Annotated in this window: 21 protein-coding genes and 2 tRNA genes; 13 read left to right on the forward strand and 10 right to left on the reverse strand. The window is 40.4% G+C overall.

Going from position 1 to position 22,059, the window contains the following annotated elements; all coding sequences use genetic code 11:
- The first annotated feature begins 5 nt into the window (after positions 1 to 5).
- From K3248_RS03220 to K3248_RS03265, 10 genes are all read left to right on the forward strand, one after another.
- A complete protein-coding gene (locus K3248_RS03220) occupies positions 6 to 2,123 on the forward strand; it encodes a glycine zipper family protein (RefSeq protein WP_220716923.1) in 2,118 nt (705 codons plus the stop codon).
- Positions 2,107 to 2,763 (forward strand): transglycosylase SLT domain-containing protein, encoded by a 657-nt coding sequence (locus tag K3248_RS03225; RefSeq protein WP_220716924.1) that lies wholly within the window; start codon positions 2,107 to 2,109, stop codon positions 2,761 to 2,763. The genes K3248_RS03220 and K3248_RS03225 overlap by 17 nt, the downstream gene beginning before the upstream one ends.
- Positions 2,764 to 2,774: 11 nt before the next feature.
- Positions 2,775 to 3,782, forward strand: a complete 1,008-nt coding sequence (bgtC, locus tag K3248_RS03230; protein ID WP_220716925.1) for a gene transfer agent tail collar protein BgtC — start codon at positions 2,775 to 2,777, stop codon at positions 3,780 to 3,782.
- A gap of 7 nt (positions 3,783 to 3,789) precedes the next feature.
- Complete coding sequence (gene bgtC / locus K3248_RS03235; protein ID WP_220716926.1) at positions 3,790 to 4,803, forward strand: gene transfer agent tail collar protein BgtC; 1,014 nt, start codon at positions 3,790 to 3,792, stop codon at positions 4,801 to 4,803.
- A gap of 8 nt (positions 4,804 to 4,811) precedes the next feature.
- Entirely contained in the window at positions 4,812 to 5,951 is a 1,140-nt protein-coding gene (gene bgtC / locus K3248_RS03240; protein WP_220716840.1) for a gene transfer agent tail collar protein BgtC, read from the forward strand.
- 9 nt (positions 5,952 to 5,960) lie between these two features.
- Positions 5,961 to 6,182 (forward strand): hypothetical protein, encoded by a 222-nt coding sequence (locus tag K3248_RS03245; RefSeq protein ID WP_220716841.1) that lies wholly within the window; start codon positions 5,961 to 5,963, stop codon positions 6,180 to 6,182.
- Positions 6,183 to 6,216: 34 nt separating this feature from the next.
- Positions 6,217 to 11,724 (forward strand): phage major tropism determinant, encoded by a 5,508-nt coding sequence (locus tag K3248_RS08630; protein WP_246588254.1) that lies wholly within the window; start codon positions 6,217 to 6,219, stop codon positions 11,722 to 11,724.
- A gap of 74 nt (positions 11,725 to 11,798) precedes the next feature.
- Positions 11,799 to 12,461, forward strand: coding sequence for a gene transfer agent endolysin BgtA (gene bgtA, locus K3248_RS03255; protein ID WP_220716842.1), 663 nt, complete (start codon positions 11,799 to 11,801; stop codon positions 12,459 to 12,461).
- Positions 12,458 to 12,685 (forward strand): hypothetical protein, encoded by a 228-nt coding sequence (locus tag K3248_RS03260; protein WP_220716843.1) that lies wholly within the window; start codon positions 12,458 to 12,460, stop codon positions 12,683 to 12,685. The genes bgtA and K3248_RS03260 overlap by 4 nt, the downstream gene beginning before the upstream one ends.
- 116 nt (positions 12,686 to 12,801) lie before the next feature.
- The gene (locus K3248_RS03265) at positions 12,802 to 13,032 is read left to right on the forward strand and encodes a hypothetical protein (protein ID WP_220716844.1); all 231 of its coding nucleotides are present in this window, start codon (positions 12,802 to 12,804) and stop codon (positions 13,030 to 13,032) included.
- A gap of 23 nt (positions 13,033 to 13,055) precedes the next feature.
- Here K3248_RS03265 and K3248_RS03270 read toward each other — a convergent pair whose 3' ends face one another.
- On the reverse strand, positions 13,056 to 13,328 hold the full coding sequence (locus tag K3248_RS03270) for a type II toxin-antitoxin system YafQ family toxin (protein ID WP_220716927.1): 273 nt from the start codon (positions 13,326 to 13,328) through the stop codon (positions 13,056 to 13,058).
- Between the two features lies 1 nt (position 13,329).
- The gene (locus tag K3248_RS03275) at positions 13,330 to 13,587 is read right to left on the reverse strand and encodes a type II toxin-antitoxin system RelB/DinJ family antitoxin (protein WP_220716928.1); all 258 of its coding nucleotides are present in this window, start codon (positions 13,585 to 13,587) and stop codon (positions 13,330 to 13,332) included.
- A 206-nt stretch (positions 13,588 to 13,793) separates the two neighbouring features.
- On the opposite strand from K3248_RS03275, the gene K3248_RS03280 reads away from it, so the two are divergent.
- The gene (locus K3248_RS03280; protein WP_220716929.1) at positions 13,794 to 14,162 is read left to right on the forward strand and encodes a helix-turn-helix domain-containing protein; all 369 of its coding nucleotides are present in this window, start codon (positions 13,794 to 13,796) and stop codon (positions 14,160 to 14,162) included.
- Between the two features lie 100 nt (positions 14,163 to 14,262).
- Here the strand turns inward: K3248_RS03280 and K3248_RS03285 are convergent.
- From K3248_RS03285 to K3248_RS03295, 3 genes are all read right to left on the reverse strand, one after another.
- Positions 14,263 to 14,337, reverse strand: a tRNA-Val gene (locus tag K3248_RS03285).
- Positions 14,338 to 14,434: 97 nt separating this feature from the next.
- Positions 14,435 to 14,797: a cell cycle two-component system response regulator CpdR gene (gene cpdR, locus K3248_RS03290; RefSeq protein ID WP_220716930.1), complete on the reverse strand. Its 363-nt coding sequence runs from the start codon at positions 14,795 to 14,797 to the stop codon at positions 14,435 to 14,437.
- Positions 14,798 to 15,157: 360 nt separating this feature from the next.
- On the reverse strand, positions 15,158 to 16,075 hold the full coding sequence (locus K3248_RS03295; protein WP_220716931.1) for a serine aminopeptidase domain-containing protein: 918 nt from the start codon (positions 16,073 to 16,075) through the stop codon (positions 15,158 to 15,160).
- A 270-nt stretch (positions 16,076 to 16,345) separates the two neighbouring features.
- Here K3248_RS03295 and K3248_RS03300 point away from each other — a divergent pair, with 270 nt between their 5' ends.
- The gene (locus K3248_RS03300; RefSeq protein ID WP_220716932.1) at positions 16,346 to 16,834 is read left to right on the forward strand and encodes an Hsp20 family protein; all 489 of its coding nucleotides are present in this window, start codon (positions 16,346 to 16,348) and stop codon (positions 16,832 to 16,834) included.
- A gap of 228 nt (positions 16,835 to 17,062) precedes the next feature.
- Here K3248_RS03300 and K3248_RS03305 read toward each other — a convergent pair.
- Positions 17,063 to 17,139, reverse strand: a tRNA-Pro gene (locus K3248_RS03305).
- Between the two features lie 340 nt (positions 17,140 to 17,479).
- Here K3248_RS03305 and K3248_RS03310 point away from each other — a divergent pair.
- Positions 17,480 to 17,857 carry an iron-sulfur cluster assembly accessory protein gene (locus tag K3248_RS03310; RefSeq protein WP_220716933.1) on the forward strand — a complete coding sequence of 126 codons (378 nt, stop codon included), beginning with the start codon at positions 17,480 to 17,482 and terminating at the stop codon, positions 17,855 to 17,857.
- A gap of 58 nt (positions 17,858 to 17,915) precedes the next feature.
- On the opposite strand, the gene mazG is transcribed toward K3248_RS03310, so the two are convergent.
- From mazG to K3248_RS03330, 4 genes are read right to left on the reverse strand one after another with little or no spacing between them, the layout of a single operon-like run.
- Positions 17,916 to 18,740 carry a nucleoside triphosphate pyrophosphohydrolase gene (gene mazG / locus K3248_RS03315; protein WP_220716934.1) on the reverse strand — a complete coding sequence of 275 codons (825 nt, stop codon included), beginning with the start codon at positions 18,738 to 18,740 and terminating at the stop codon, positions 17,916 to 17,918.
- A gap of 30 nt (positions 18,741 to 18,770) precedes the next feature.
- A complete protein-coding gene (locus K3248_RS03320; RefSeq protein WP_220717151.1) occupies positions 18,771 to 19,700 on the reverse strand; it encodes a lipid A biosynthesis lauroyl acyltransferase in 930 nt (309 codons plus the stop codon).
- A gap of 6 nt (positions 19,701 to 19,706) precedes the next feature.
- A complete protein-coding gene (locus K3248_RS03325) occupies positions 19,707 to 20,735 on the reverse strand; it encodes a zinc-binding dehydrogenase (RefSeq protein ID WP_220716935.1) in 1,029 nt (342 codons plus the stop codon).
- A 48-nt stretch (positions 20,736 to 20,783) separates the two neighbouring features.
- A complete protein-coding gene (locus tag K3248_RS03330; protein ID WP_220716936.1) occupies positions 20,784 to 22,058 on the reverse strand; it encodes a beta-ketoacyl-ACP synthase in 1,275 nt (424 codons plus the stop codon).
- Between the last annotated feature and the right edge of the window lies 1 nt (position 22,059).

Raw genomic sequence — 22,059 nt, forward strand, 5'->3', positions numbered from 1 at the left:
GTTGTATGACGTCTTCTCTTGAAAATCACAGCAACCAGATACCGGATTGGCTAAAACAATACAAATTAATTGATACTATTCCAAATACTTCAAGTTCTACGGATTTGGTTGACAATAAAACTCAATCTATACCGGATTGGCTAAAACAATACAAATTAATTGACACTATTCCAAATACTTCACTTTTTGCAGATTTTAAAGATAACAGAGACCAGCAAAATACCATAGCTTCGACTGCTCTTGATGGTAAAGATTGGACTAGGTTGCGTGCATTTTTGAACAATATCGCATCTGGTTTGATTGGGGGGTATAGTGATGAAGCGCAAGCTGTTTTAAAAGCAGGACCCGTCGCTTATTGGAGTGGAGATAAAGAGGCAGAAGAAATCTATGAAAAAAACTTAGCAAAAGAACGAGCTTATTTAAAAGCCTTGGAAAATAAACATCCTTATGTCTCTAATGCTGCTTATTTTGCTGGCGCGGTTATACCGACAATATTATCTTTATTATTTCCTATGCTAGGAGCAGCAAGAGCTGGTATAACATTTGGTAATCTTGGTAGAGCGGCGCTTTTAGGAGCGGGTTCTGGTGCTTTTCATGGCTCTGGAGCAGGAGACGGTTTTTATGGTCGTCTTGGTTCGGCAGGGATTGGTGGTGTTACTGGCGCAGTAGCAGCACCTGTTGGTTCTCTTGCTGGTACAGGAGTTTCTTGGGGATTAAGAAAAGCGGGACATGGATTGCAACATGTTCCTTTTGTAAGAGGGCATTTTAATCCTGCTTATAAAGACGTTCAAACTAAAGCCGTTAGGGAAGTTGCCAAAACATTATATGATGATGGTGTCGAGAATGTTGCAGAACGTCTTGCCAGTGCACCACGTCACGCATTTTTGACAGATATTAGTCCGAATTTAGAAGTATCACTTGCAAATATGGGGAAAACAAATACGCGCGTTTCTGAACTTTTGAAACATGCTCATGGGGAAAGGGTGCAGAATGCTATCCGCCGTCTTGGTCAATCAGCAGATGAAAACATTACCCCTCTTCAAGATACGAAAGTTTTAAAAAGGTCTCTTCAAGAGCAAGGAAAAAGAGAGTATGACCCACTTTATGCACAAGTGCATCGTACTCCAGTAGGAAAAGAACATTATGCAGCTCTTAATGAGCTTTTTGAAAATGAAGCATTTCAAGAAGCAGTCGAGCGAGCCGTTAAAGTCTTAAAAAAGGATCGTCGTAATGCAAAACCAGAAATGTTTTCTTCGAAAGATTTTAGGCATATTAACTATAAGCCTACGATGGAGTTATTAGATCAAACGAAGAAGTCCCTCGATTACCTTCGCAATAAATATCATAATGTGGGCGATAATCAAATGGCTTCTGTATATCAATCTCTTAAGAAAGACTTAGTAGAGATAGCGGATCAAATTTCTCCTACTTATAAAGCAGCACGTGGTAGTGTAGCAAAATATGAAGGTTTTGAAGAAGCGATACAACAAGGCAAAAAAATTGCAGAAAGAGATGTTTCAGGAGAAGGGATTGCAGAAGGTCTTCGTAAAGGAGCAATGCCGGATGGTCTTAATACCTATCGCGTAGGGATGAGGGACTATATCGATGAGATATTAAAAAGATCTGGCCCTATTAATAGACTTTCGAATATTTTACAAACGGGTCGTATGTCCGAAAATCTAGGCAGATCTTTAAACCCTCAAAATCTTAAAGTGTTTAGAAAAGCTGTAGATGATGAAAAATTTTATGAAGATGCAGCCAAAAGAGCATTAAAGTCGTTTCAAGGGACCCCAGAGGTTTCTTCTTTAAGAGGTATTAATATACCATACGGAAAAGTGAGTGCAGCCCATGAAACGGCAAAAGTTATTCAAAATATGTTATCTGATACGATTAGAAAGTTACCTCAAAAAGAAAGACAAATATTTGAACGTGATATGGCAAAGTTATCAACTTTTGGCATTGAAGGTATGAGTCAACAGGAGGTTGCTCAAATGTTACAAAAGTTCATAAACTGGCATAAAAGAGGAGTTTTGAATGAGCAGAGAGCGCATATCATTGTTTCGGCACTGATGGGTGAAGTGGGAAGATGGGGAAGGAGTCAAGTTCATGCTCCACAACAATAGCCATGTCGCTCAAGCGATCCGCCAGACAGCGGCACGTTATGGGATCCCTGAAAGTTATTTATACCGTGTTGCGCAAGTGGAGAGTGGAGGCAATCCCAATGCAAGGAATCCACGCTCTTCTGCTGGTGGTTTGTATCAGTTTATAGACAGCACAGCCAAGCAATATGGTTTGCAGGACCGTTTTGATCCCGTACAAGCAGCCGATGCGATGGGTAGACTTACCCTTGATAATCGCAATCATTTAAGCCGTGTGTTGGGAAGAGCGCCAACAGAGGCAGAATTGTATTTAGCGCATCAACAAGGGGCAAGGGGTGCAGCGCGTCTTTTACAAAATCCTCATGCCAATGCGGCCCAATTGGTTGGCAGCAATGCAGTTGGTTTGAACAGTGGTAACAATGCGATGCGTGCTGGTGACTTTATCAATCGCGTGTTTCAAATGTATGGTGGACAGCCATCTTATAGAAGTCCTTTTGTACAAGGTCGCTATGACAATAGGACGCATTTGTTAGAGGTTTTACGGGCATTATTGGCTTCACAGGCTTCACAAGAAGAGCCTTCAGAAGAAGATGAGAGCGAAGCTTCTGCTGCTTACGAACAGCCCTTTATGGGGCAATTGATGCGGGCATTTTACGGCATTTAGGATTGAGCAACATGTCAACGATTTATGATTGGTCGCATCAGGCGTCAGAGAATACGCATGCGGATGTTTTGATTAATTGGGCAGAAGGTCAAGCTCCCAGTACGGTCAACAACAGTGCACGTGTTATGATGCAACGGATCAAAGAGTATCTCTTAGATACGGGTGGAGCGCTTGAAGGGATTGTTGAGGTTGATGCAACGCAACAAAAGACAGAGATCAGGTTAGAAACGCATTGTCAGTTTTTAGAGTATAGAAACGGTATCCATTTGCGTTTTTTATCGCGCGGTCAGAATGTAGGTTCGACCAGTGTTTCATTAAATGGACTTGGGAGTAAAACCGTTTATAAGGCAACAGCCTTAGGGGCGGTTCCTTTAACAGGAGGCGAAATCCAAAGGGATTGTCTTTATAGCTTGGTGTTTAGAGAAGATGCTTGGCATTTGTTAAATCCTACACCAGTAGTACAGAGAGAGTCTACAGATATCAGTCTTTATCCTTCCGGTTTTATAGGGACCTTTGCAATGCGCAATATTCCGGATGGTTGGTTGATCTGTGATGGAAAAGCCTATTCACGCATCACTTATAGAAGCTTATTTGAAGCGATAGGAACGGCTTGGGGAGCAGGGGATGGCTTTTCTACCTTTCATGTTCCTGATTTGCGTGGTGTGTTTTTACGCGGTTTAGACAGTGGTCGTAATATTGATGCGCAGCGTGATTTTGCCAGCATACAAAAGGATTTAATGCATGCGCACCAACATAAGGGTCAAACGCTTTCAACCGAGCATCTTCTCGACAAGGAACATTATTGGGATGGGAATACGACGGATATTTTAGGTTATAAGCTTCGTTTATTTGAGGGTGGTGTACTCGCCAATTTTACAGGGGTAGAGAGCGAGTATATTGACGGCTATTTGATAGAACCTTATTCGGTTGATCATAGTCCTGATGTGAATCTTGAAAGAACGGGTGAAGGGGAAACGCGCCCGATCAATATGTCTGTCCTTTTTTGCATAAAGACATGAGGGTTTTATGTCGACGATTTACGATTGGTCTTTGACGGCATCAGAGAATGCCCGTTGTGATGATGCTATCAATTGGTCAGAAGGACAATCCCCCAGCAGTGTCAATAACAGTGCACGTATGATGATGCAACGTGTAAGGGAATATCTTTTTGACATGAGCGGTATGATTGAGAATAGATTTACAATTGATGCAAGACAGCAGACAACATCTATTCAATTACAAAGCCCATCACAATTTTTCACCTATAAGAATGGTATCCATTTCCGTTTTAAAGCGAAGGAGAAGAATGTAGGCGCGACGAGGATTTCCTTAAATGATTTGCCAAGCCAAGCGGTTTACAAAGCAAGTGCTTTAGGGGTGCATCCTTTAACAGGTGGAGAGATACAAAAGGGGTGTATCTATAGCTTGGTGTACCGTGATGGTGTTTGGCATTTGCTCAATCCTACCCCCGCTTCCTTACCCAAACTATCCGATTTTTCTCGTTATGCGACCGGCAGTATTTGTGCTTTTGGCATGCAACATCTTCCCTCAGGTTGGTTGTTGTGTGATGGCAAAGCCTATTTACGCAGTGAGTATAGCGCTTTGTTTGAAGCGATAAGCACGCGCTGGGGTGGGAGTGAGAGTTGGACCAAATTTAATGTTCCTGATTTGCGTGGGATGTTTTTACGCTGTGTTGATGATGAGCGTAGCATTGATCCTTTTCGTATTCTAGGCACGTTACAGAAGGATTCGATGAAGATCCATAGCCATGGAGGAAGCAGTTTTTCTATTTTGAATAACGAAGGGGATAGCGAAAGTTGGTATGGTTATAGCACGATTATTTGGGGCTATATGTTCAATGAGCAGCAAAGAGCCAAACTTGCAGAACGGCTTGGTGTTCGGGTTGAGGATATACGTGTTCACCATAAGATAGCTTTTCCCCGTTCTCATCTTCATATGCATGATGTTGTTTTGGAGGGTTCCGGTTCGGGGGAAACACGTCCTGTCAATATAGCTGTACGCTTTGGAATTAAGACGTGAGGGGTTTTATGTCGACGGTTTATGATTGGTCTTTAAAAGCCTTAGAGAATGGCAATGCGGATGCTTTGATCAATTGGTCAGAGGGTCAGCCTCCTAGTACAGTCAACAACAGCGCCCGTATGATGATGCAACGGATCAAAGAGTATCTCTTAGATACGGGAGGGGTTATTGAGAGTGTTTTTGTATATGATGAAGGACAAAGCACAACGTCGGTTCATTTGCAAAGTAGGTTGGCTTATCCTGCTTATAGGGACGGTCTTCATTTACGTTTTGTCTCACGTGGTCACAATAGAGGCGCGACGCGTGTTTCAGTTAATACTTTAACCAGCCAGCCTGTTTATAAGGCCACAGATAAAGGGCTATCGCTTTTATCAGGTGGTGAGTTCCAAGAAGGGTGTGTTTATAGCCTTGTGTATGATGAAGCGCTTTCAGGTTGGCAAGTTCTCAATCCTACCCGTGATCCAGTTCCAGCGTCAAAAACATTACCGACTGGTTTAATCGGTCCTTTTGCCATGCGCCATTTACCGGCTGGTTGGTTGTTGTGTGATGGTCAGGCTTATAGTCGTTTACACTATAGGTCTCTTTTTTCGAAGATAGGGACGAGTTGGGGGGAGGGAGATGGTGTAAGAACCTTTAATGTTCCAGATTTGCGTGGGATGTTTTTACGGGGTCTTGATGAAGGGCGCAATGTTGATCCTTGGCGTTCTTTTGCAAGCCAGCAAGAGCATTCTTTAAAAGCCCATGATCATTTTATCGGTTCTATAGCCCCTCATTCTCTCGCCTCCCGTAAGAAGCGTGATGTCTCTTCTTCAGATGCTTTAAAAAGAAGCAAGCGTTCTCTTGATAGCGATGAGGAATGTTTAGGATTGAGCGGGGATGCCTTGGAAAAGTGTAATCAAGAATTTGATGAAAGAGCGGGCGTTCCAGCGGCTCCAGAGGTTCCCTTTTGGTTTACAGAATCGGATAAACCGCCCCGTTTACCTTGGTTTATTCGGTCTCCATTTGCCAATTTTTTAATCTCTTCTACGCCGTTACAAGAGGGTTTGGATCGTCTTGCTCCTCATGAACATAGATTTCTTATCGACAGTTTTGGTGGAGAGGAAACGCGTCCAGTCAATGTATCGGTTGTATTTGGCATAAAGACATGAGGTTATGCGATGTTATCAAAACCCTTTGCGATTTCAGCTTTAAGTGACCCGTCTCAAGTACGGGTTGTTTTGTATTCCGGTGAGCGCTTTGTGCACGCCCCGTTAAATGGGGTTAGTGATCTTTTGAAAGCTGCTTTGCACTCAGAGCTTTCCGTTTCATTCAAGCGTTTAGAAACTGAATTACAAGCTTTGAGGGATGAAGTGGAAGAATTGAAAGCGTGTTTATTTTAAGGCTTTATGAAGAGTTGATGTAAGGAAGCAAGAAATGAGTATACCCCACCATACCCATGAATATTATCTCCCAACGGCAACCAAAGAAGAGATAATAGAGGGGCGTTCGCAAGATACGGTTGTTGTTCCCAAGTTGTTAGGGACGGCTTGCCTTTATTCTTATGAAACTTTTGCGCCGTTAGAACAGGTTGTCGATGTAAGGAAAGAAGTAGAAACGGCAACCGCCCGTGCAAATGGCGCCCAACAAAAGGCAGAAGAGTCCAAAAGACTATCAGAGCAGGCGCTTACAGAGGTGCAAAGAACGGTTGAAAGTGTTGGCAATGCGCTCACGCGTGCAAACAGTGCACAAGAGAGTGCAGGAAGAGCAGAGCAGACAGCTTCAGAAGCCAAAACAACAGCGGCAGAAGCACAATTGGTCTCGGCAGAAGCCAAGCTTAAATCGGAGGCAGCAGAAAGATTATCGCAAGAAACGCAAACGATAGCTTCAAAAGCCAAGAGAATATCGGAAAGCGCGCAAGCAGCTGTTGAGAAGAACATATCAGAAGTTGATACGGCGAAAGGTTTATTAAGCTCAGGATTGGCAACAGTTACACAAGCCAAGCAGGAAAGTGAGAGTGCATTGCGTATAGCAAGAGAAGCCAAGGCGGAATCCTCACAAGCCTTAACAGCTTCAGGATTAGCGCAGTCGACCTCAGAAGAAAGCAAGACAGTCTCACAACGAGCAGAAGCCAGTGCTAGAGAAGCCGAACAATCTTCTCTGATAGCAAAGAATGGAGCGTTAGAAGCCAAACAGATAGCTGATGCTGCAAAACTTCTCTCAGAAGAAAGCAAGACTTTGTCAGAACTTTCTAAGACGGCTTCAGATCAATCACTCTTGGTTTCGACACAAGCCAAGCAGGCCAGTGAAGAGGCCAGCAAGCAAGCCTCAGAAGCTTTAAGCAAGTCGGTTGAATCACGGGCATTGTCGGAGGAAGCCAAGAAAATAGCGACAGAAGGCATACGAGAAGTTAAGCAAGAGGTTTCGTCGATTTCGAAAGTAGCAATGCAAGCGGAACAAACAGCGACAGAGACGACGCAAGTCGCAGCCACAGCCGTTGCAACATGTCATGAAGTTAAGACAGTTTCTCAGAGAGCCAAGAGTGTTGCAGAAACAGCCCAGCAGGTAGCGACAGAAGCGAAGGAGTTAGCAGAATCTTTTAAGGGTGTAGCAGAAGGTGCATCTCGTACAGCCAATGAAGCCAAGGAGGCAAGTGAAAGAGCTTTGAGGAGCTCTCATCAAGCAGAATCTTCAAGCAACAGTGCTCAGCAGGTAGCGACAGAAGCGAAGCGTTTAGCAGAGCAAGCGGTCAGTTCAGTCACAGAGGTCACCAAGACCGCTCAACAGGTAGCAAGCTCTGTTGAGACAGCCGTTAGTCTGTCTCAAGAAACACGATCGCTTGCAGAGAGAGCCCAAAGTCTTTCTGGAGAAGCACAAGCTACGGCTTCAAAAGCATTATCGAAAGCAGAAGAATGCGAAGCCGCATCGGGTGAAGCCTCAAGAGTCTCTTTAGAAGCCAAGCAGATAAGTGAAACAGTGCAAGCAACAGTAACTTCTCTACAAAGCAGTGTTGATAAAGCAGTTTCAGAAGCAGCAGATGGCAAGAGTAAAGCAGCAGAAGCAAAACAGCTAGCATTGGAAGCGAAGGATGCCTCCACCAATGCCCTCACTTCTTCTAGGGATGCCAAGGAGCATTCTTCACAGGCGCTTACAACAGCCCATGATGCGAAGACAGCTTCCCTAGCGTCTCAAAAGAAAAGTGAAGAGGTTGCAGGTATAGCGAATGAAGCAAAATCTTTGGTTGATAGAGCGGTTTTGGATGCAAGCGCCGCCAAGCAGGCGTCGACAAGCGCGCTTACAGCCTCCAGTGATGCGAAGCAGCAAGCTTCTGAGGCTGTTGTTTTCGTTAAAGAGGCCAAAAGTGTTTGTGAAGAATCTAAGGCATTATCCGATAAAGCAATCAAGGTCTCTACGGAGGCCCAACAGGCATCGGAGGCATCACGAACCGCTTCTCTGGATGCGCAAGCAACAGCAGGCTTGGCATCTACAACAGCCAATGATGCGAAAAGCATAGCAGAGCGTGCACACAGTCTATCGGAAGAGGCAAAGAGCTTAGCGCAAGAAAGCAAAGCGCGTTTTGAAAGCGTTCAACAAAAGATAGAAGACATCAAAGAAGTTTCAGATACAGCTCTCTCCACAGCGAATGCGGCCAAACAAACAGGAGAAGAGACAAGCAAGCAAGCTTCAGAAGCTTTGACGAAGTCTGTTGAAGCCAAGGCTTTATCAGAGGAAGCGAAAAGTGTCTCAGAGACTGCTCGTAGGAAAGCGAATGAAGCAGAGCAGGCAGCGTCAGAAGCCTCAAAGGTCGCTTTAGAAGCAAAAGCAGTTGCAGAACGGGCTGTTGTTACGGATGGAGAAACCCTTCGAGGGGGAGAAGCGCTCAAAAGTTTAGTTGAAGAGGTAAAGAAGAAAGCAGAAACAGCAGAAAGTTTAGCTTCAGAAGCAAAAGAGAGCGCTTCACAGTCCTTGCTAGCTTCTAATCATGCAAGGAGTGAATCAGCAACAGCGGTAAATACAGCGAATGATGCAAAGAGTAAGGCAGAAGAAGCCAAGACCCTCTCAGAAGCGTCAAAGAGTATGAGCAGTGATGCAAAGCAATTGGCTACACAAGCCAAGGAAACCTTGACAAGCGCGCTTACAGAAACAAGGGATGTAAAAGAGCAAGTAGAGGCAGCAAAAAGAATATCAGAAGAAGTAAAGCAAGAGCTTATAGGATTAAAAACGTCATCAGACTTGGCATTATCGACAGCGAATGCAGCAAAAGCCACGGGAGATCAAGCCTCTCAACAGGCTACAGAAGCAAAGAGTTTAGCAGAAGATGCCAAGAGTGTTTCAGACAAATTACAGAGCAAAATAGATAAGATAGAGCAATTAGCAGAAAAAGCGCAAGAAACGGCTACAGCCTCCAAAGAAGCGGCTTCTTATGCGAAACATGATGCCGATCAAGCACAAAAGAAGGCGCAAAGTTCAGAGAATTTATCCTATCAAGCCTTAAATAAAGCCGAAGAAGCCAAGCAATCGGCGGATGGAGCGAGTATAAAAGCGAGCTTGGCAGAAATGGCAGCAGAAGAAGCCAAGAAAACCGCCGGCTCCACTTTATCGCAAGCTTATGCCGCCAAAGATGAAGCAGATAAAGCCAAGGAAATAGCGAATGGAGCAAGAATAAAATCCAGCTTGGCAGAGAGTGCAGCGGAAGAAGCCAAGAAAACCGCCGGTTCTTCTTTATCACAAGCTTATGCCGCGAAAGATGAGGCGGGTAAAGCCAAGGAAGCAGCACATGGAGCGAGTATAAAAGCGAGCTTGGCAGAAATGGAAGCAAAAGAAGCCAAGCAATCAGCAAGTTCAGCGTGGAGAGAAGCCAATGAAGCCAAAGATTCTGTAAAGACTATAAAAGAGAGCGTTTCCAATGCGAAAGATGATGCAGAGCAAGCGCGGCAAACAGCAGAAGAAGCCAAGCAATCGGCGGATGGAGCACGTCATAAAATCAATGATGTTGAACAGGTTATAGAGACGCTCAAAGCCTCACTTGATTTGGTAAAAACGGATGCATCAGGAGCCTTGTCAACAGCGCAAAAGGCAGAAACAGCCGCTTCAGCTGCGAAAGAAGAGGCAAGTCAAGCGCAAGAAGTAGGCAAGAATGCGAAGTCGACAGCAGATGAGGCGCTCACGAAAGCGACAGATGCCAAGAGCCATGCTGAATTGGCAAACACCACCTCCAATGAAGCCAAGACACTTGCCGAGCAAGCCACGAGCAGGCTCAATTCCCTGAATTTATCGGAAATGCGCCAAAGGGTTAATGCGCTTCAACAAAGTGTAGAACAAGCGCATCAATCGTCACAAACAGCGAGCAACAAGGCTGAAGAAGCGACCCAACAAGCAAGCCAAGCCAAGAGTTTGGCACAAGAAGCCAAGAATACAGCAGAAGGGGTAAAAAGTAGTTTAGAGACATTAAAAACGACATCAGAGCAAGCACAAGAGAATGCCTCTGAAGCCCTTCGTATAGCCAAAGAAGTCAAAGCCGCCTCAGAAGGTTCAGATGTTGAGGAAGATGAAGAAATAAGCGAAACGGCAGATGATGAAGCGATGGCCATAGCGTCCGATGCGCAAACAGTTGCTTATGATGCCCGCTTGAAAGCCATGTCAGCGGATATAAAAGCCGATAGAGCCGATCGCAATGCGCAGAATGCGAAGGAAGAAGCCAAGAATGCGCAGGAAAAAATCGCGGAAGTGAAGGAAGAAATTACAAAAGCGAAGAAAGAAATCGAAGAAGCCAAGCAAAGCGCGAGTCATGCAATACGAGAGAATAATAGTACGAAGAGATGGCTCACACAGACATTCCAAAAAACGGAGCAATTAGAAAAAGACCTAGACGATATGGATCTTTCTGTGAGCAACGTCTCTAATAACATCCGTACGGTCCAAACGAAGGTGGAAGAAGCAAAAACATTAGCACAAGAGTTCAAAACGGCTTGTGAACGTAGCGCTTCTGATCTTCTCAAAAAGTTAAGTTGGAATGTTTTTACCCAGTCCACGCCATTTCTGAAGACAGATATAACCAAACGGCTCATTTTAGAAGGAGAAACGCATATTTCTGTCAAGGATGGGAGTGATATACAGCTGGTCAGTTTTACGAGCAGTTCTACAGAGGTCGCGCTTCCTTCTTCAGGTCTTTCAGCCGGTAAGGATTATTATGTCTATTTGGTGAATGGGGGGAGAGAGGACCAAAAACTGATTGTGTCAGAGTATAAAAGTTCTCCCCGTGATGCAGACATTTCAACATATAATTGGAAGCAGATAGGCGGTTTTCATACGCTTTGTGCAGATGTTGGCTATTCTGCGTATCATCCTTTATCCGGTTATAAAGCAGGGGATATTTTACCCCGTTCTGTTTGGTGTCTCAATCATCGCCCGCATTGTTCCCCAGAAGGTATGGTCTACGATCCTAGAAGAGATCTTTGGGTGGATATCTATCTTCAATCCGGTAAGGGGGAAGATACCAAATCAGCCTATGGTGTTCCGATCACCAGCAATCGTTCTTATACAGATCATGCCAAGGATATGATGCAGGTAAAGAAAAGGTTATTGGGTCATGAGGATTTTCTTTCAGCGATGTATGGAAGCAATGAAAATAGCAGTATTGAGGGACAACAAGCGCCTACAGCACAGCATTCAGGAGGTCATAAGGATACACAAGAACGTCGTATGATCTCGCATATTGGTTGTGAGGATGGTTATGGTTATGTTTCGCAATATTTATCAGAGTTTTTCCCCGTTCCCAATCAAAGTGATCCTTCAAAGAGTGATATGCATGTTTTGATTGGTGGTGGGAGTTGGCAGGATGGAGCAGAATGCGGTAGTTTTTTTCGTCAGAGCGTGCATTCTCGTAATTTTACGGATGAGAAGGTAGGAGCGCGTGGATGCTGTCGTCCACGTCGTTTTATTTGAGAAACTTCATAGAAGGATCCAGTCTCATTTTTATTCAGCCTCACTTTTGTGGGGCTTTTTTTATGGAGGAGCAAATGCGCAAGATATCGAAGGAAGGTTTAGAGCTTATTAAACAATGGGAAGGTTTACGCTTAGAGGCTTATAGAGATGAGGCATGTGTGTGGACGATTGGTTATGGTCACACCAGTTATGCGGGCAAACCTTTGGTGCATAAGGGCATGTGTATTACGAAAGAACAAGCCGAAGAGATACTTTGTAAAGATTTAGAGCAATTTGAGCATGCGGTAGAGCAGTTTGTCATGGTTTCGTTAACGGATGCGCAATTCGCGGCATTGGTGTCGTTTTGTTATAATGTAGGCACAACCGCCTTTTGCCAATCGACCTTATTAAAAAAGCTCAATAAAGGGGATTATGAAGCTGTTCCTACAGAATTACAGAAATGGAATAAGGTAGGAGGTAAACCGCTTCAAGGATTAGTCAATCGTCGCGCCGCTGAAGCAGGGTTATGGGCCAAGGGATCTTATGTTTGTTCCAATTATCAAAAGGTAGAAACGAAAGAGAGGAGCGGTTTGTTCAAGATAGAAGCGCTTGCACCGATTATAGGGTCCTGTTCAGGGCTTGGAGGGCTTTTTGCAGGCAATGGTCCTATCCAATGGGTTTTGGCAGGGATGATGGTTCTAGCTGCTGTAACAGGGGTTTTTATAGTCACAAAACGCTTTAAGGAACAGCGGTTATGATTTTATATCTTAAAAGAAATCTGTCTTTTCTGTTAACGGCTATAGCCGTTTTTTTTATAGCTTTGGCTAAAGCCTTTCACCTTGGAAAGAAGAGCGAGCGTCAAAAGCAGGTAGAGACAGCATTAAAGAGAGCGACAACACGTTTTGAGGTTGAAAATGAAGTTAATCAAAAAAGTGATAGTGGTGTGCGTGCTGCTCTGTCTCGTTGGATGCGGGACAAATAGATCAGTTTCTTGTGTTGGTTGGTTGCCCATTTATTTAGATCAACAGGATGTTCAGGTCATCAGTTCTCACCTCGCAAGGGATATTTTAAAGCATAATCAACAGGGGGCTCACGTGTGTGGTTGGCAAGATGGTTAAGAAACAAAGCAGAAAAGAACAAGATTTAACAGAAAAAGAACGCCAACTGCTCCTTGAGATGCTGGAGACCTATCAAGGCTTAAAGATGATGTCACGTCTTATGAAATGGGGGGCCTTTGCTGTCTTTATCTTTGTCATGGATTTTTCCCGTTTCATAGATGCCATAGAAAATAGTTTCTCACACTTAAAAAGATGGATAACAAAAAGTTAGAGTACTTTTAATTTTTCATACAATTATTCTTTGAAAAGGTCAGAGTGAGTTCCAGTGCGAATAAGATGTAATTTATCTCCTTCAATTCGATAAATAAGTAGCCAATCTGGTTCTATATGACTATCATGACATCCCGCCCAATCACCCTTTAGTGGATGATCACAATAATGCTTTGGTAATGGCTTCTCTTCAATTAGCAGACTTAACAGTATACGCAGCTTATTCATATTTTTACCGCGTTTTTCCGCTTTGCGCACGTCACGTTTAAATTGTCGTGAGCGAACAGGTATCAGCATATTAAATACCTAAGTCCTTAAAAAGAGCATCAGCATTTTTAAATGTTTCACCCTTACCCTCGTCTAATTCCTTTATAGCTTTACGTGTGACACTATTAGGTACTTTAAGCTCAAAAGGTAAACAACCTTCTTCAGCGACACGCAAGAATGTTATGCGGATAAGGTCTGATGCACTTAATCCCATGCGTTCTAAAGTAATCATAGCTTGTTTTTTCATTTCAGCAGGAATGCGAGCACGAACAACAGAATCGGTTTTCATGATTAGTACCTCCATTTATAACTTTTATTATAATGTAGCCACATTGTAGCTTCAAGTTATTTTTTTAGAAGTTGAGACCCTCTGGACATCTGGTAAGGCTAAAAAAATTCCTCGAAAAGAAGTTCTGATTCGCAATAATTGAAGAAAGTTACGAAAAGATTTGTTAGAATCAGCAGAAATATTTCTTCTCTAACAGGACTTTTTAGATGGTTACACCATTTGGTAAAACCTTACGAAAACTTCGTATTGATCACTCAGAACGCCTTTTAGATATGGCTAAAAAATTAGGTGTATCTGTAGTGTTTTTATCTTCTGTAGAAATTGGCAAAAAATCAGTACCTATTGGAATGGAAGAGAAGATCATAGAGCTTTATAGCTTGGATCAAGAGAGAGCTAGTCTCTTAAGAAGAGAGGCTGATGCTTGTCGTAAGAGTTTTACCATTAAATCTTCTGATTCATTTCGTTCTGAAATTCTTGGTATGTTGGTTAGAAGTTTAGAGAGTTTTTCATCACAAGACTTAGCAGAATTTAAAAAATTATTGGAGAAAATTGGCAAAAAAACAGAGGTCCTATAGAGGTATGTTGCAAAGTTCTATTTCCGCACCTTTATTCTATCTCTCCTAACCCTAAAAAAAGTATGAAGAATCAATAATTTATTAGAAATACAAAATGCAATGGTGGGCGTGACAGGGATTGAACCTGTGACCCCTACGATGTCAACGTAGTGCTCTCCCGCTGAGCTACACGCCCGTTTAATAATGTTGCATACACCATATAGAATGATAAAGGTCAATACCTCATTTTATTTTCTCTTTAACTCGCTATAAGTAAATAAAAAAATATTTCTTTAGGCAGCTATTAGTATTTTCTCAACTTCATTGACGAGTTCACGCAAATGAAAAGGCTTAGAAAGTATTTTTGCATCCGGAGGAGTATCACTATTTGAATGCAACGCGACTGCCGCAAAACCGGTAATAAACATTACGCGTAAATCAGGATCAATTTCTGTTGCACGTCGTGCTAGTTCTATTCCATCCATTTCTGGCATGACAATATCAGTAAGGAGAAGAGAAAATGGTTCTTCTTGTAAACGTTCATATGCGCTAGCGCCATTATCGAAGTCAGCAACTTCATAGCCAGCACGCTCTAAAGCCTTTACTAAAAAACGACGCATATCGTTATCATCTTCTGCGAGCAGGATTCGTTTCATGGTTATGTTCCAATTGCTCCATTTATCAGAGTTTTTGCCACATTAGATTATACAATAGAGAATATTTATAAAAAAGATGGTAAAACTTTTATAATCCGAATGAATGACAAAATGGTTAATTCTTATATATTATCTCCTAAAATAAAGAATATTTGTTGTAACTTTATTAAATTCGAAATGTATGTGACTAAAAAAAGCTGCATAAATAATAAAAATGCCATTAAATACAGATTCTGTTTTTTTTCGTACATTTTTACGAATGTGCATTGTTGCTTTCATCAGCTTATTTTTAGAATTTTCTTTAAAAGAGTTAGAATCATTATTTTGTATGACACTTTTGGATAGCCTTATTAAAAGACATTATTTTATGATTCTTTTTCTAGGAATAAATGCATCAAATGCAGCCCAAAATTGTTGTTTGTAAGATTCTTCATACATAATTGTATCTAGCTTAGCGCCCGTAATTGTAAGGCTCTCTGTTAGATGTGTCTGTTGGCATAATTGCCGTATTTCGATATTGTTAATAATATTATTTTGATTGGCAAGGATAAACAATGTTGGAATTTGTAAATGCCCATTTAGTATATTTTTCTTCATAATATCAATTGTGTTGAATACAGATGCCATCCATTGAAATGTAGGAGGTTTTATAAAAAAGGTGGGGGATGAAAGGATTTTATGGGTATCTAAAAATTGCGTATTTTCTTGTTTTAATTTTTTTCTACTTTTAGCTGGTAAAAATCCAAGCCCTATATCCGAAAGAAATTGCGATAACTTATGCTGGAAACCATTTACATTATTACCAAATGGAGCAAAAAGTGGAGAAATGCAAAGCATTCTATTAAATTTAGGGTTAAGGATATCCAACCCACTTAGTGCTATTAATCCACCCATTCCGTAGGTAAGCATATAATAAGGTGGTGGACAGTCAGGATATACGACGTTCTTTAGAAATTTATCTAAGTCATTAAGATCTCTATTAATATCAAAATAATGATGTCTAAGTTTTTTTTGTTTATGAATCTTAGATTTTTCTTGTCCAGACCAGTCAAATATTGCTGTATAAAAACCACGGTTAGAGATTTCATGCATTGGTAAAAAATATTCTTCTAGAGCTTTTGCATAGCTTTCGAGGATAACAACTGTTCCCTGTGTGTTTTTTTCTTCAGGATGTGTGGTTGCAAAACGAATTTCATGATGAGGTGCTATTTTAAGGGAGCTACTATAGAGATTTGGAGGAGGGGAACTCCAGTGTGTTGGATAAAGAGGTGTTTCCAATTGACATCCTTTATGATGTATTTTGCAACTTAAGGTGCAAGGTGAGATAAAGAAAGAACCTATATTCAGTAATGATGAAGAAGGGTTAAGAAACAGTTATGTTGTTTTATGTGTTTGATAAATTGAAACACAAAAGAGTTGAAATGGGAGGAAATAATTACCAAATAAGAGATACGGTTGCCAATACGGGACCGCTCGCTCACAGGCAAGTTTTGCCATTTGAGAATTTTGTGAGTTAATTTATAAGTCGCTCTAAAGGAGGGCAATATTATGCGTCAAGTAGATTTTTCACCATTTTATCGTTCAACAGTAGGTTTTGATCATCTTTTTAACTGGTTTGATTCTAGAACACAACCGGATGATGTCTCTTCTTATCCACCCTATAATATTGAGCGTTTAACTGAAGATTCTTATAGAATTTCTATGGCTGTTGCAGGTTTTTCTCAGAATGAAATTGATATTGAAATACATTGCGATAAGTTGATTATTAAAGGAGAGAGAACAGCTGAAAATGATGATCAAGGACGAGAGTTCCTTTATCGAGGTATAGCATCACGTGCTTTTGAACGGCGTTTTCATTTAGCAGATCATGTTAAAGTTATTGGAGCAGAACTTGGAGATGGTCTGCTTCATATTCAGCTAAAAAGGGAAATGCCAGCTGAACTAAAACCTAAAAAGATAGTTGTTCAAATGTCATCATCGGTTTCAAAAAATGACAATAGTCGCGGTATCGATAAAGAAAATTTGAAAGATTTGTAAACTGAATATTTATCAAACTTTTTAAAGAATAAAGTAACGCGAGACCTTGGCCTCGCGTTTTGCATGTTTGATAAGTTCTTTTTATAAAGGATAGCGTTTTAAAGTTTATGAGCGTAATGCTTTTGCTTTTCGTTGTTTTAGATGAAAAGAGAAGAGGTTGTTTTTAAAGTACTCTGTTCAAAAAATGTTTAGTTATGTTTTTTATTTCCTTATATGTCATTTTAAAAATGGTCGGAGCGGCGGGATTTGAACCCACGACCCCTTGACCCCCAGTCAAGTGCGCTACCAAGCTGCGCTACGCTCCGATTTGTATAAAACGACTAAACGACAGCCTCTTTAAAGGCAAGAGAAAAATAAGTCGCGTAAAATTTATAATGCTCTTACACTTTTCAAAAGAATCTACAAAAATAAAATGAAACTTTTTATTTAGATGCTTTTCTAGTGATTAAGGGTAAGTCATAAAACTGTCAAGAGTTTGACTTTCAGTTATATTATATAGCTCTATAAATATTTTAGATGGCTTTACATGAATTATAACAAAAGAAGATAAGACTATTTACTTCATGATGAGTATATGAGGTTATATTCATCAATATAATAAAATTTTTAGACAGATATTGTGTTTTTTAGCAGGAAAAATAAGCGATGAGTCGTTTTTCAATAATAAATTTAACGGAAGCTGCAGTAAATCGTGTTAAAACGATTATGGATACAAAAAATGCGCATGGTATTTTAATTGGTATTAAAAAAGGGGGATGTGCAGGGATGGAATATACAATTACTCTTGTAGAGGAAGAAATGCAAGATGCTGATGTTGTTGAAGTTAATGGTGCTCGCGTTTTTGTAGCACGCGATGCTGTATTATTTTTATTAGGAACACAGATGGATTATGAAGTGACAAAACTTCGTTCTGGCTTTGTTTTTAAAAATCCTAATCAAGTTTCAGCGTGTGGGTGTGGTGAATCGGTAGAGCTTCGTCCTGCTTCGCAGGATTTGCTTACTAAAACCCACAAAGTCAACTAAGTTTAGTAAAATTATATTCCGTACATTACATTTTTTGCTTTATGAAGGCTAATCTTTTTCATCTTTCATTTTTAGCTTTTTTCCAAAGATTTTCCATTTCATTTAAAGATGCCTCAACAAGCGTTTTAGATTGTTTAGAGAGCTGTTCTTCAATATAGCTAAAACGATTTCGGAATTTTGTATTTGTTTTTTTTAATGCTTTTTGTGAATCAACATTTAAGTGGCGTGAGAGATTAAGAAAGATAAAGTAGAGATCTCCAAATTCCTCTTCTATATTTGAAGTATTATTATTTTTAATTGCTGCTTTAAGTTCATTAAGCTCTTCTTCTATTTTTGCAAAAATTTCACAATCCTTATGCCAATCAAATCCAACTTTAGCAGCTTCTTTTTGTAAAGCGAGTGCTTCTTGATCTGCGGGTTGGATTTTTTTTACTTTTTCAAGGATATTTTTTGTTGTAGTATCGTGTAATAATTCTTCTTTTTTACACAACTTGTATTTTTCAGCTTGTTCTCTTTTTTTGATATTTTGCCATTCTTCTTTTATAAAACCACGCTTTTTTTGCTCTTCATTTCCAAAAACATGAGGATGGCGACGAATCATTTTTGCAGTGATTGCATAAATAACATCTTCAAAAGTAAAACTTCCTTCTTCTTGTGCAATCGTTGCATGGTAGACTACTTGTAAAAGAAGATCACCAAGTTCATCACAAAGATCTATACAGTTCTTTCGTTCAATAGCATCAATTACTTCGTAAACTTCTTCAAGCATATAAGGTATAAGGGATTCAGAAGTTTGTTTTATATTCCAGAGACATCCGCTATCACGATTCCGTAATGCTGTAATAATTGCAATAAGATCTTTTATATCTTTTGAGGCAAACACTTTTATTTTCTCTATTTTCATGTAGCTATATTAGCAGTCCCAGCGTCTATGTAACCACATCCATTGTCCAGGATATTCACGAATCCAAGATTCAACAATATCATTCAATTTTTGTGTAGATGCGGTGATATCTATTTCGTTTTTTTCATCAAGTGGAAGTTTTATACGTTCGTATAATTCTAAACGGTGACGTCCTCCGGCTAAACGGATACAACGCGCTGGATAAATATCACAATTATATTGTCGTGCAAGTTTGATAATTAAGGGATTAGTTTTCAATGGTCTATTAAAAAATGTTCCTAAAATACCACGGCGAAACTTCTGATCAACAAGCATACCAACATTTTTACCTTCTGCTAATTTTGCTGCTAATGCCCAAGTTGCACCGGCTTTAGATGGGACAAGATGCCCCATAGAAGTTTTTCGGGCTTTTAGAACGCGTTTTGCAATATAGGGATTATTAGGGGATCTAAATAACACTGTAACATTAAGATCAAAACTTTGAGCACATATAGGGAGCAGTTCGAAATTTCCGGTATGAGCTGTGAAAAAAATATGCGGTTTTTTTTCATTTTTTAATCTCTGGAATATTTCAGCTCCTTTAACTTCGATAAAACCTGGCTGCTCTGCATGAGGATCGAAATCAAAAATTTTATCCAGAAAAATGTATTCAGCTAAGAACTGTCCTATATTTTCCCACATTTCTATTGCAATTTCTTGGAGTTCTAGCTCAGTTTTTTCTGGATACGCAGCTCTAAGGTTTGCAAGAGCGATTTTATGACGATGTATAAGGGGACCAAATGTTTTTGCTAACCAAGAAAAGAAAGATACTCCAATATTGACAGGAAAATGTTTTAAAATAGACAAACAACCAATGAGTAAATATCCCCACAAAAAATAAAATGATTTTTTTGCTAGAATTTTAATATGATTCATACAACTTTTAATATAAGGCTTTATCATAGTCTAATCAACTTTAAGAATAATTTTACCAAAAACATCACGACTTTCCATTCGTTTTAAAGCTGTATCAATTTCATCAAATCTAACAATTGTATCAATAACAGGGTGGACAATGCCTTGCGCCATTTTTTGCATGGCGTTTTGCATATTTTTCATACGACAGCCAAAAGAACCGAATATTTTAAGTTGTTGTTGAAATAGATGCATAAGATTGAGTGGTGCTGTAACTCCAGAAGTTGAACCACAGGTGACTAAGCGTGCTCCTCGTTTCATAGATAATAGAGAACCGTTCCATGTATCAGTCCCTACATGTTCAAAAACAACATCAACTCCTTGTTTTTTAGTTAATTTTCGGACAATACCTTCAAAACGGTCTTTCCGGTAATTAATAACGTGATCAGCACCCAGCGATTGTGCTTTTGCAATTTTTTCATCGGAACCTACTGTTGTGATAACGATACATCCTTTTTGTTTTGCAAGTTGAATGGCTGCTGAGCCGATACCAGAACCACCTGCTTGTATTAAGATTATTTCACCTGCTTGTAGTTTTGCATTATCAAAAAGCATGTGTTCTACGGTGCCAAAAGTAATTGGAGCAACAGCTGCTTGTAGTATATTGCCTTCTAAAGGAGCTGGGACCAATAAACGTGCTGGCAAATTAACAAATTCACAGGCAAATCCATCAAGATGGAAACCATAAACTCCTTTTACAGCACTACAGAGATTATCACGTTCTTCACGACATGCTTGACATACGCCACAGGTTTGTGCACCATAAATTGAGACGGTCTGCCCAAGTTTGAAATTTTCAACACCATTTCCGAGTTGGAAAACCTCACCGGAAGCTTCAGCACCAATTATGATTGGCATTTTTCTTTTAGCAAAAGCCATACCACGCCATCCCCATACATCGATATGATTAAGCGCAACGGCTTTTATACGTACTGTCACTTCACCGATAGAGGGAGGGGGAGGGGGAGGAATATTGCTAATTTTAAGTTGACGTTCATTGAAAAGTTGTAATGCACGCATTATCGTTCCCCATTTATATATGATAGATTAGGTGTTACAATTTAAAAGTTATTCTTTATATGCTGTAATAACAAGACTCGTATTCTGTCCACCAAACCCAAATGAATTGGATAAAACTGCATTTACACAGGCTTGACGGCTATGATTTGGAACAACATCTAAAGGAATAGCAGGATCTGGCTCGTCATAATTTATAGTTGGAGGAAGTATCCCTGATTGAATTGTTAAAAGTGAAAAAACAGCTTCTATAGCGCCGGCAGCAGTTAGTGTATGTCCAATCATTGATTTATTAGAAGAAACTGGAATATGTTCTAAAACATTACCGAAGACTGTTGATAATGCGAGATATTCCATCTTTTCATTTTCAGGTGTTGATGTTCCATGTGCATTAATATAGTCAATTTCATTAATAGTTATTTTTGCATCATTTAAAGCTTTACGGACAGATTCAATTGCCGGTGATGCATCGGGTTTTGAACGGGTGCGGTGAAAATCATCGGCGGTTTCTCCGCATCCTGCTAAAATGCCTAAAACTGTTGCGTTACGATCTAATGCACTTTTAAGAGATTCAAGGACAAGAGAACCAGATCCTTCAGCCATAACAAAACCATTTCTATCACGACTAAAAGGTTTTGCTGCTTTTTCTGCAGGGGTATTATGGGTTGAAAGAGCAGATAATAAAGAAAAACGTATAAGAGATTCTGCTGAAACTGAACCATCTGTAGCAATGATGAGTGCGCGGTTTGTTTCTCTACGTCGAATAGATTCAACACCTAATTGAATCGCTGTTGCACCAGATGCACAAGCCGTTGAAAGCGTAACAGGAAGTCCTGTTGTTCCAAATTTTTTTTGAAGTTTTTCTGCAATTGCACCAAATTGCGTGGTTTCAAAGAATGTATCATGGAGTTTATGGCGGCAAATTTCAAGAAGATGCGCATAGGAAGATTCTGTATTGAAGGTTTTTTCTCGATCAAGAGTAAAACGCGCTTTCCACTCAAGTTCAACAGGAGGAGCAGCTAAAAAGAGCGGTCCATTGAAGTTTGTTTTGTCAAGGGCTGCCTGCTCTAAAGCTTCTTCTGCCGCAAGTTCTGCGAGCTTTTTGGAAAGCGTAAAAGCCCCTTGTGTACTTTCTTTCAGAAAATCTACTGTTCCAGCAATATATGTATTTAATTTTTCAACGGAAAAACGCGTTATTTTATGGATTCCACTTACACCACTGATCAATTTTTGCCAATTTTTATGTTTGCCTTGTCCCAGCGATGTCACAACGCCGGCTCCAGTTATTGCGACAAGCGGACGTCCAAAATAATCGTTATATTCCATT

Origin of the sequence: Bartonella raoultii, assembly GCF_019659805.1 — a bacterium.
In the GTDB taxonomy this organism is placed as follows: domain Bacteria; phylum Pseudomonadota; class Alphaproteobacteria; order Rhizobiales; family Rhizobiaceae; genus Bartonella; species Bartonella raoultii.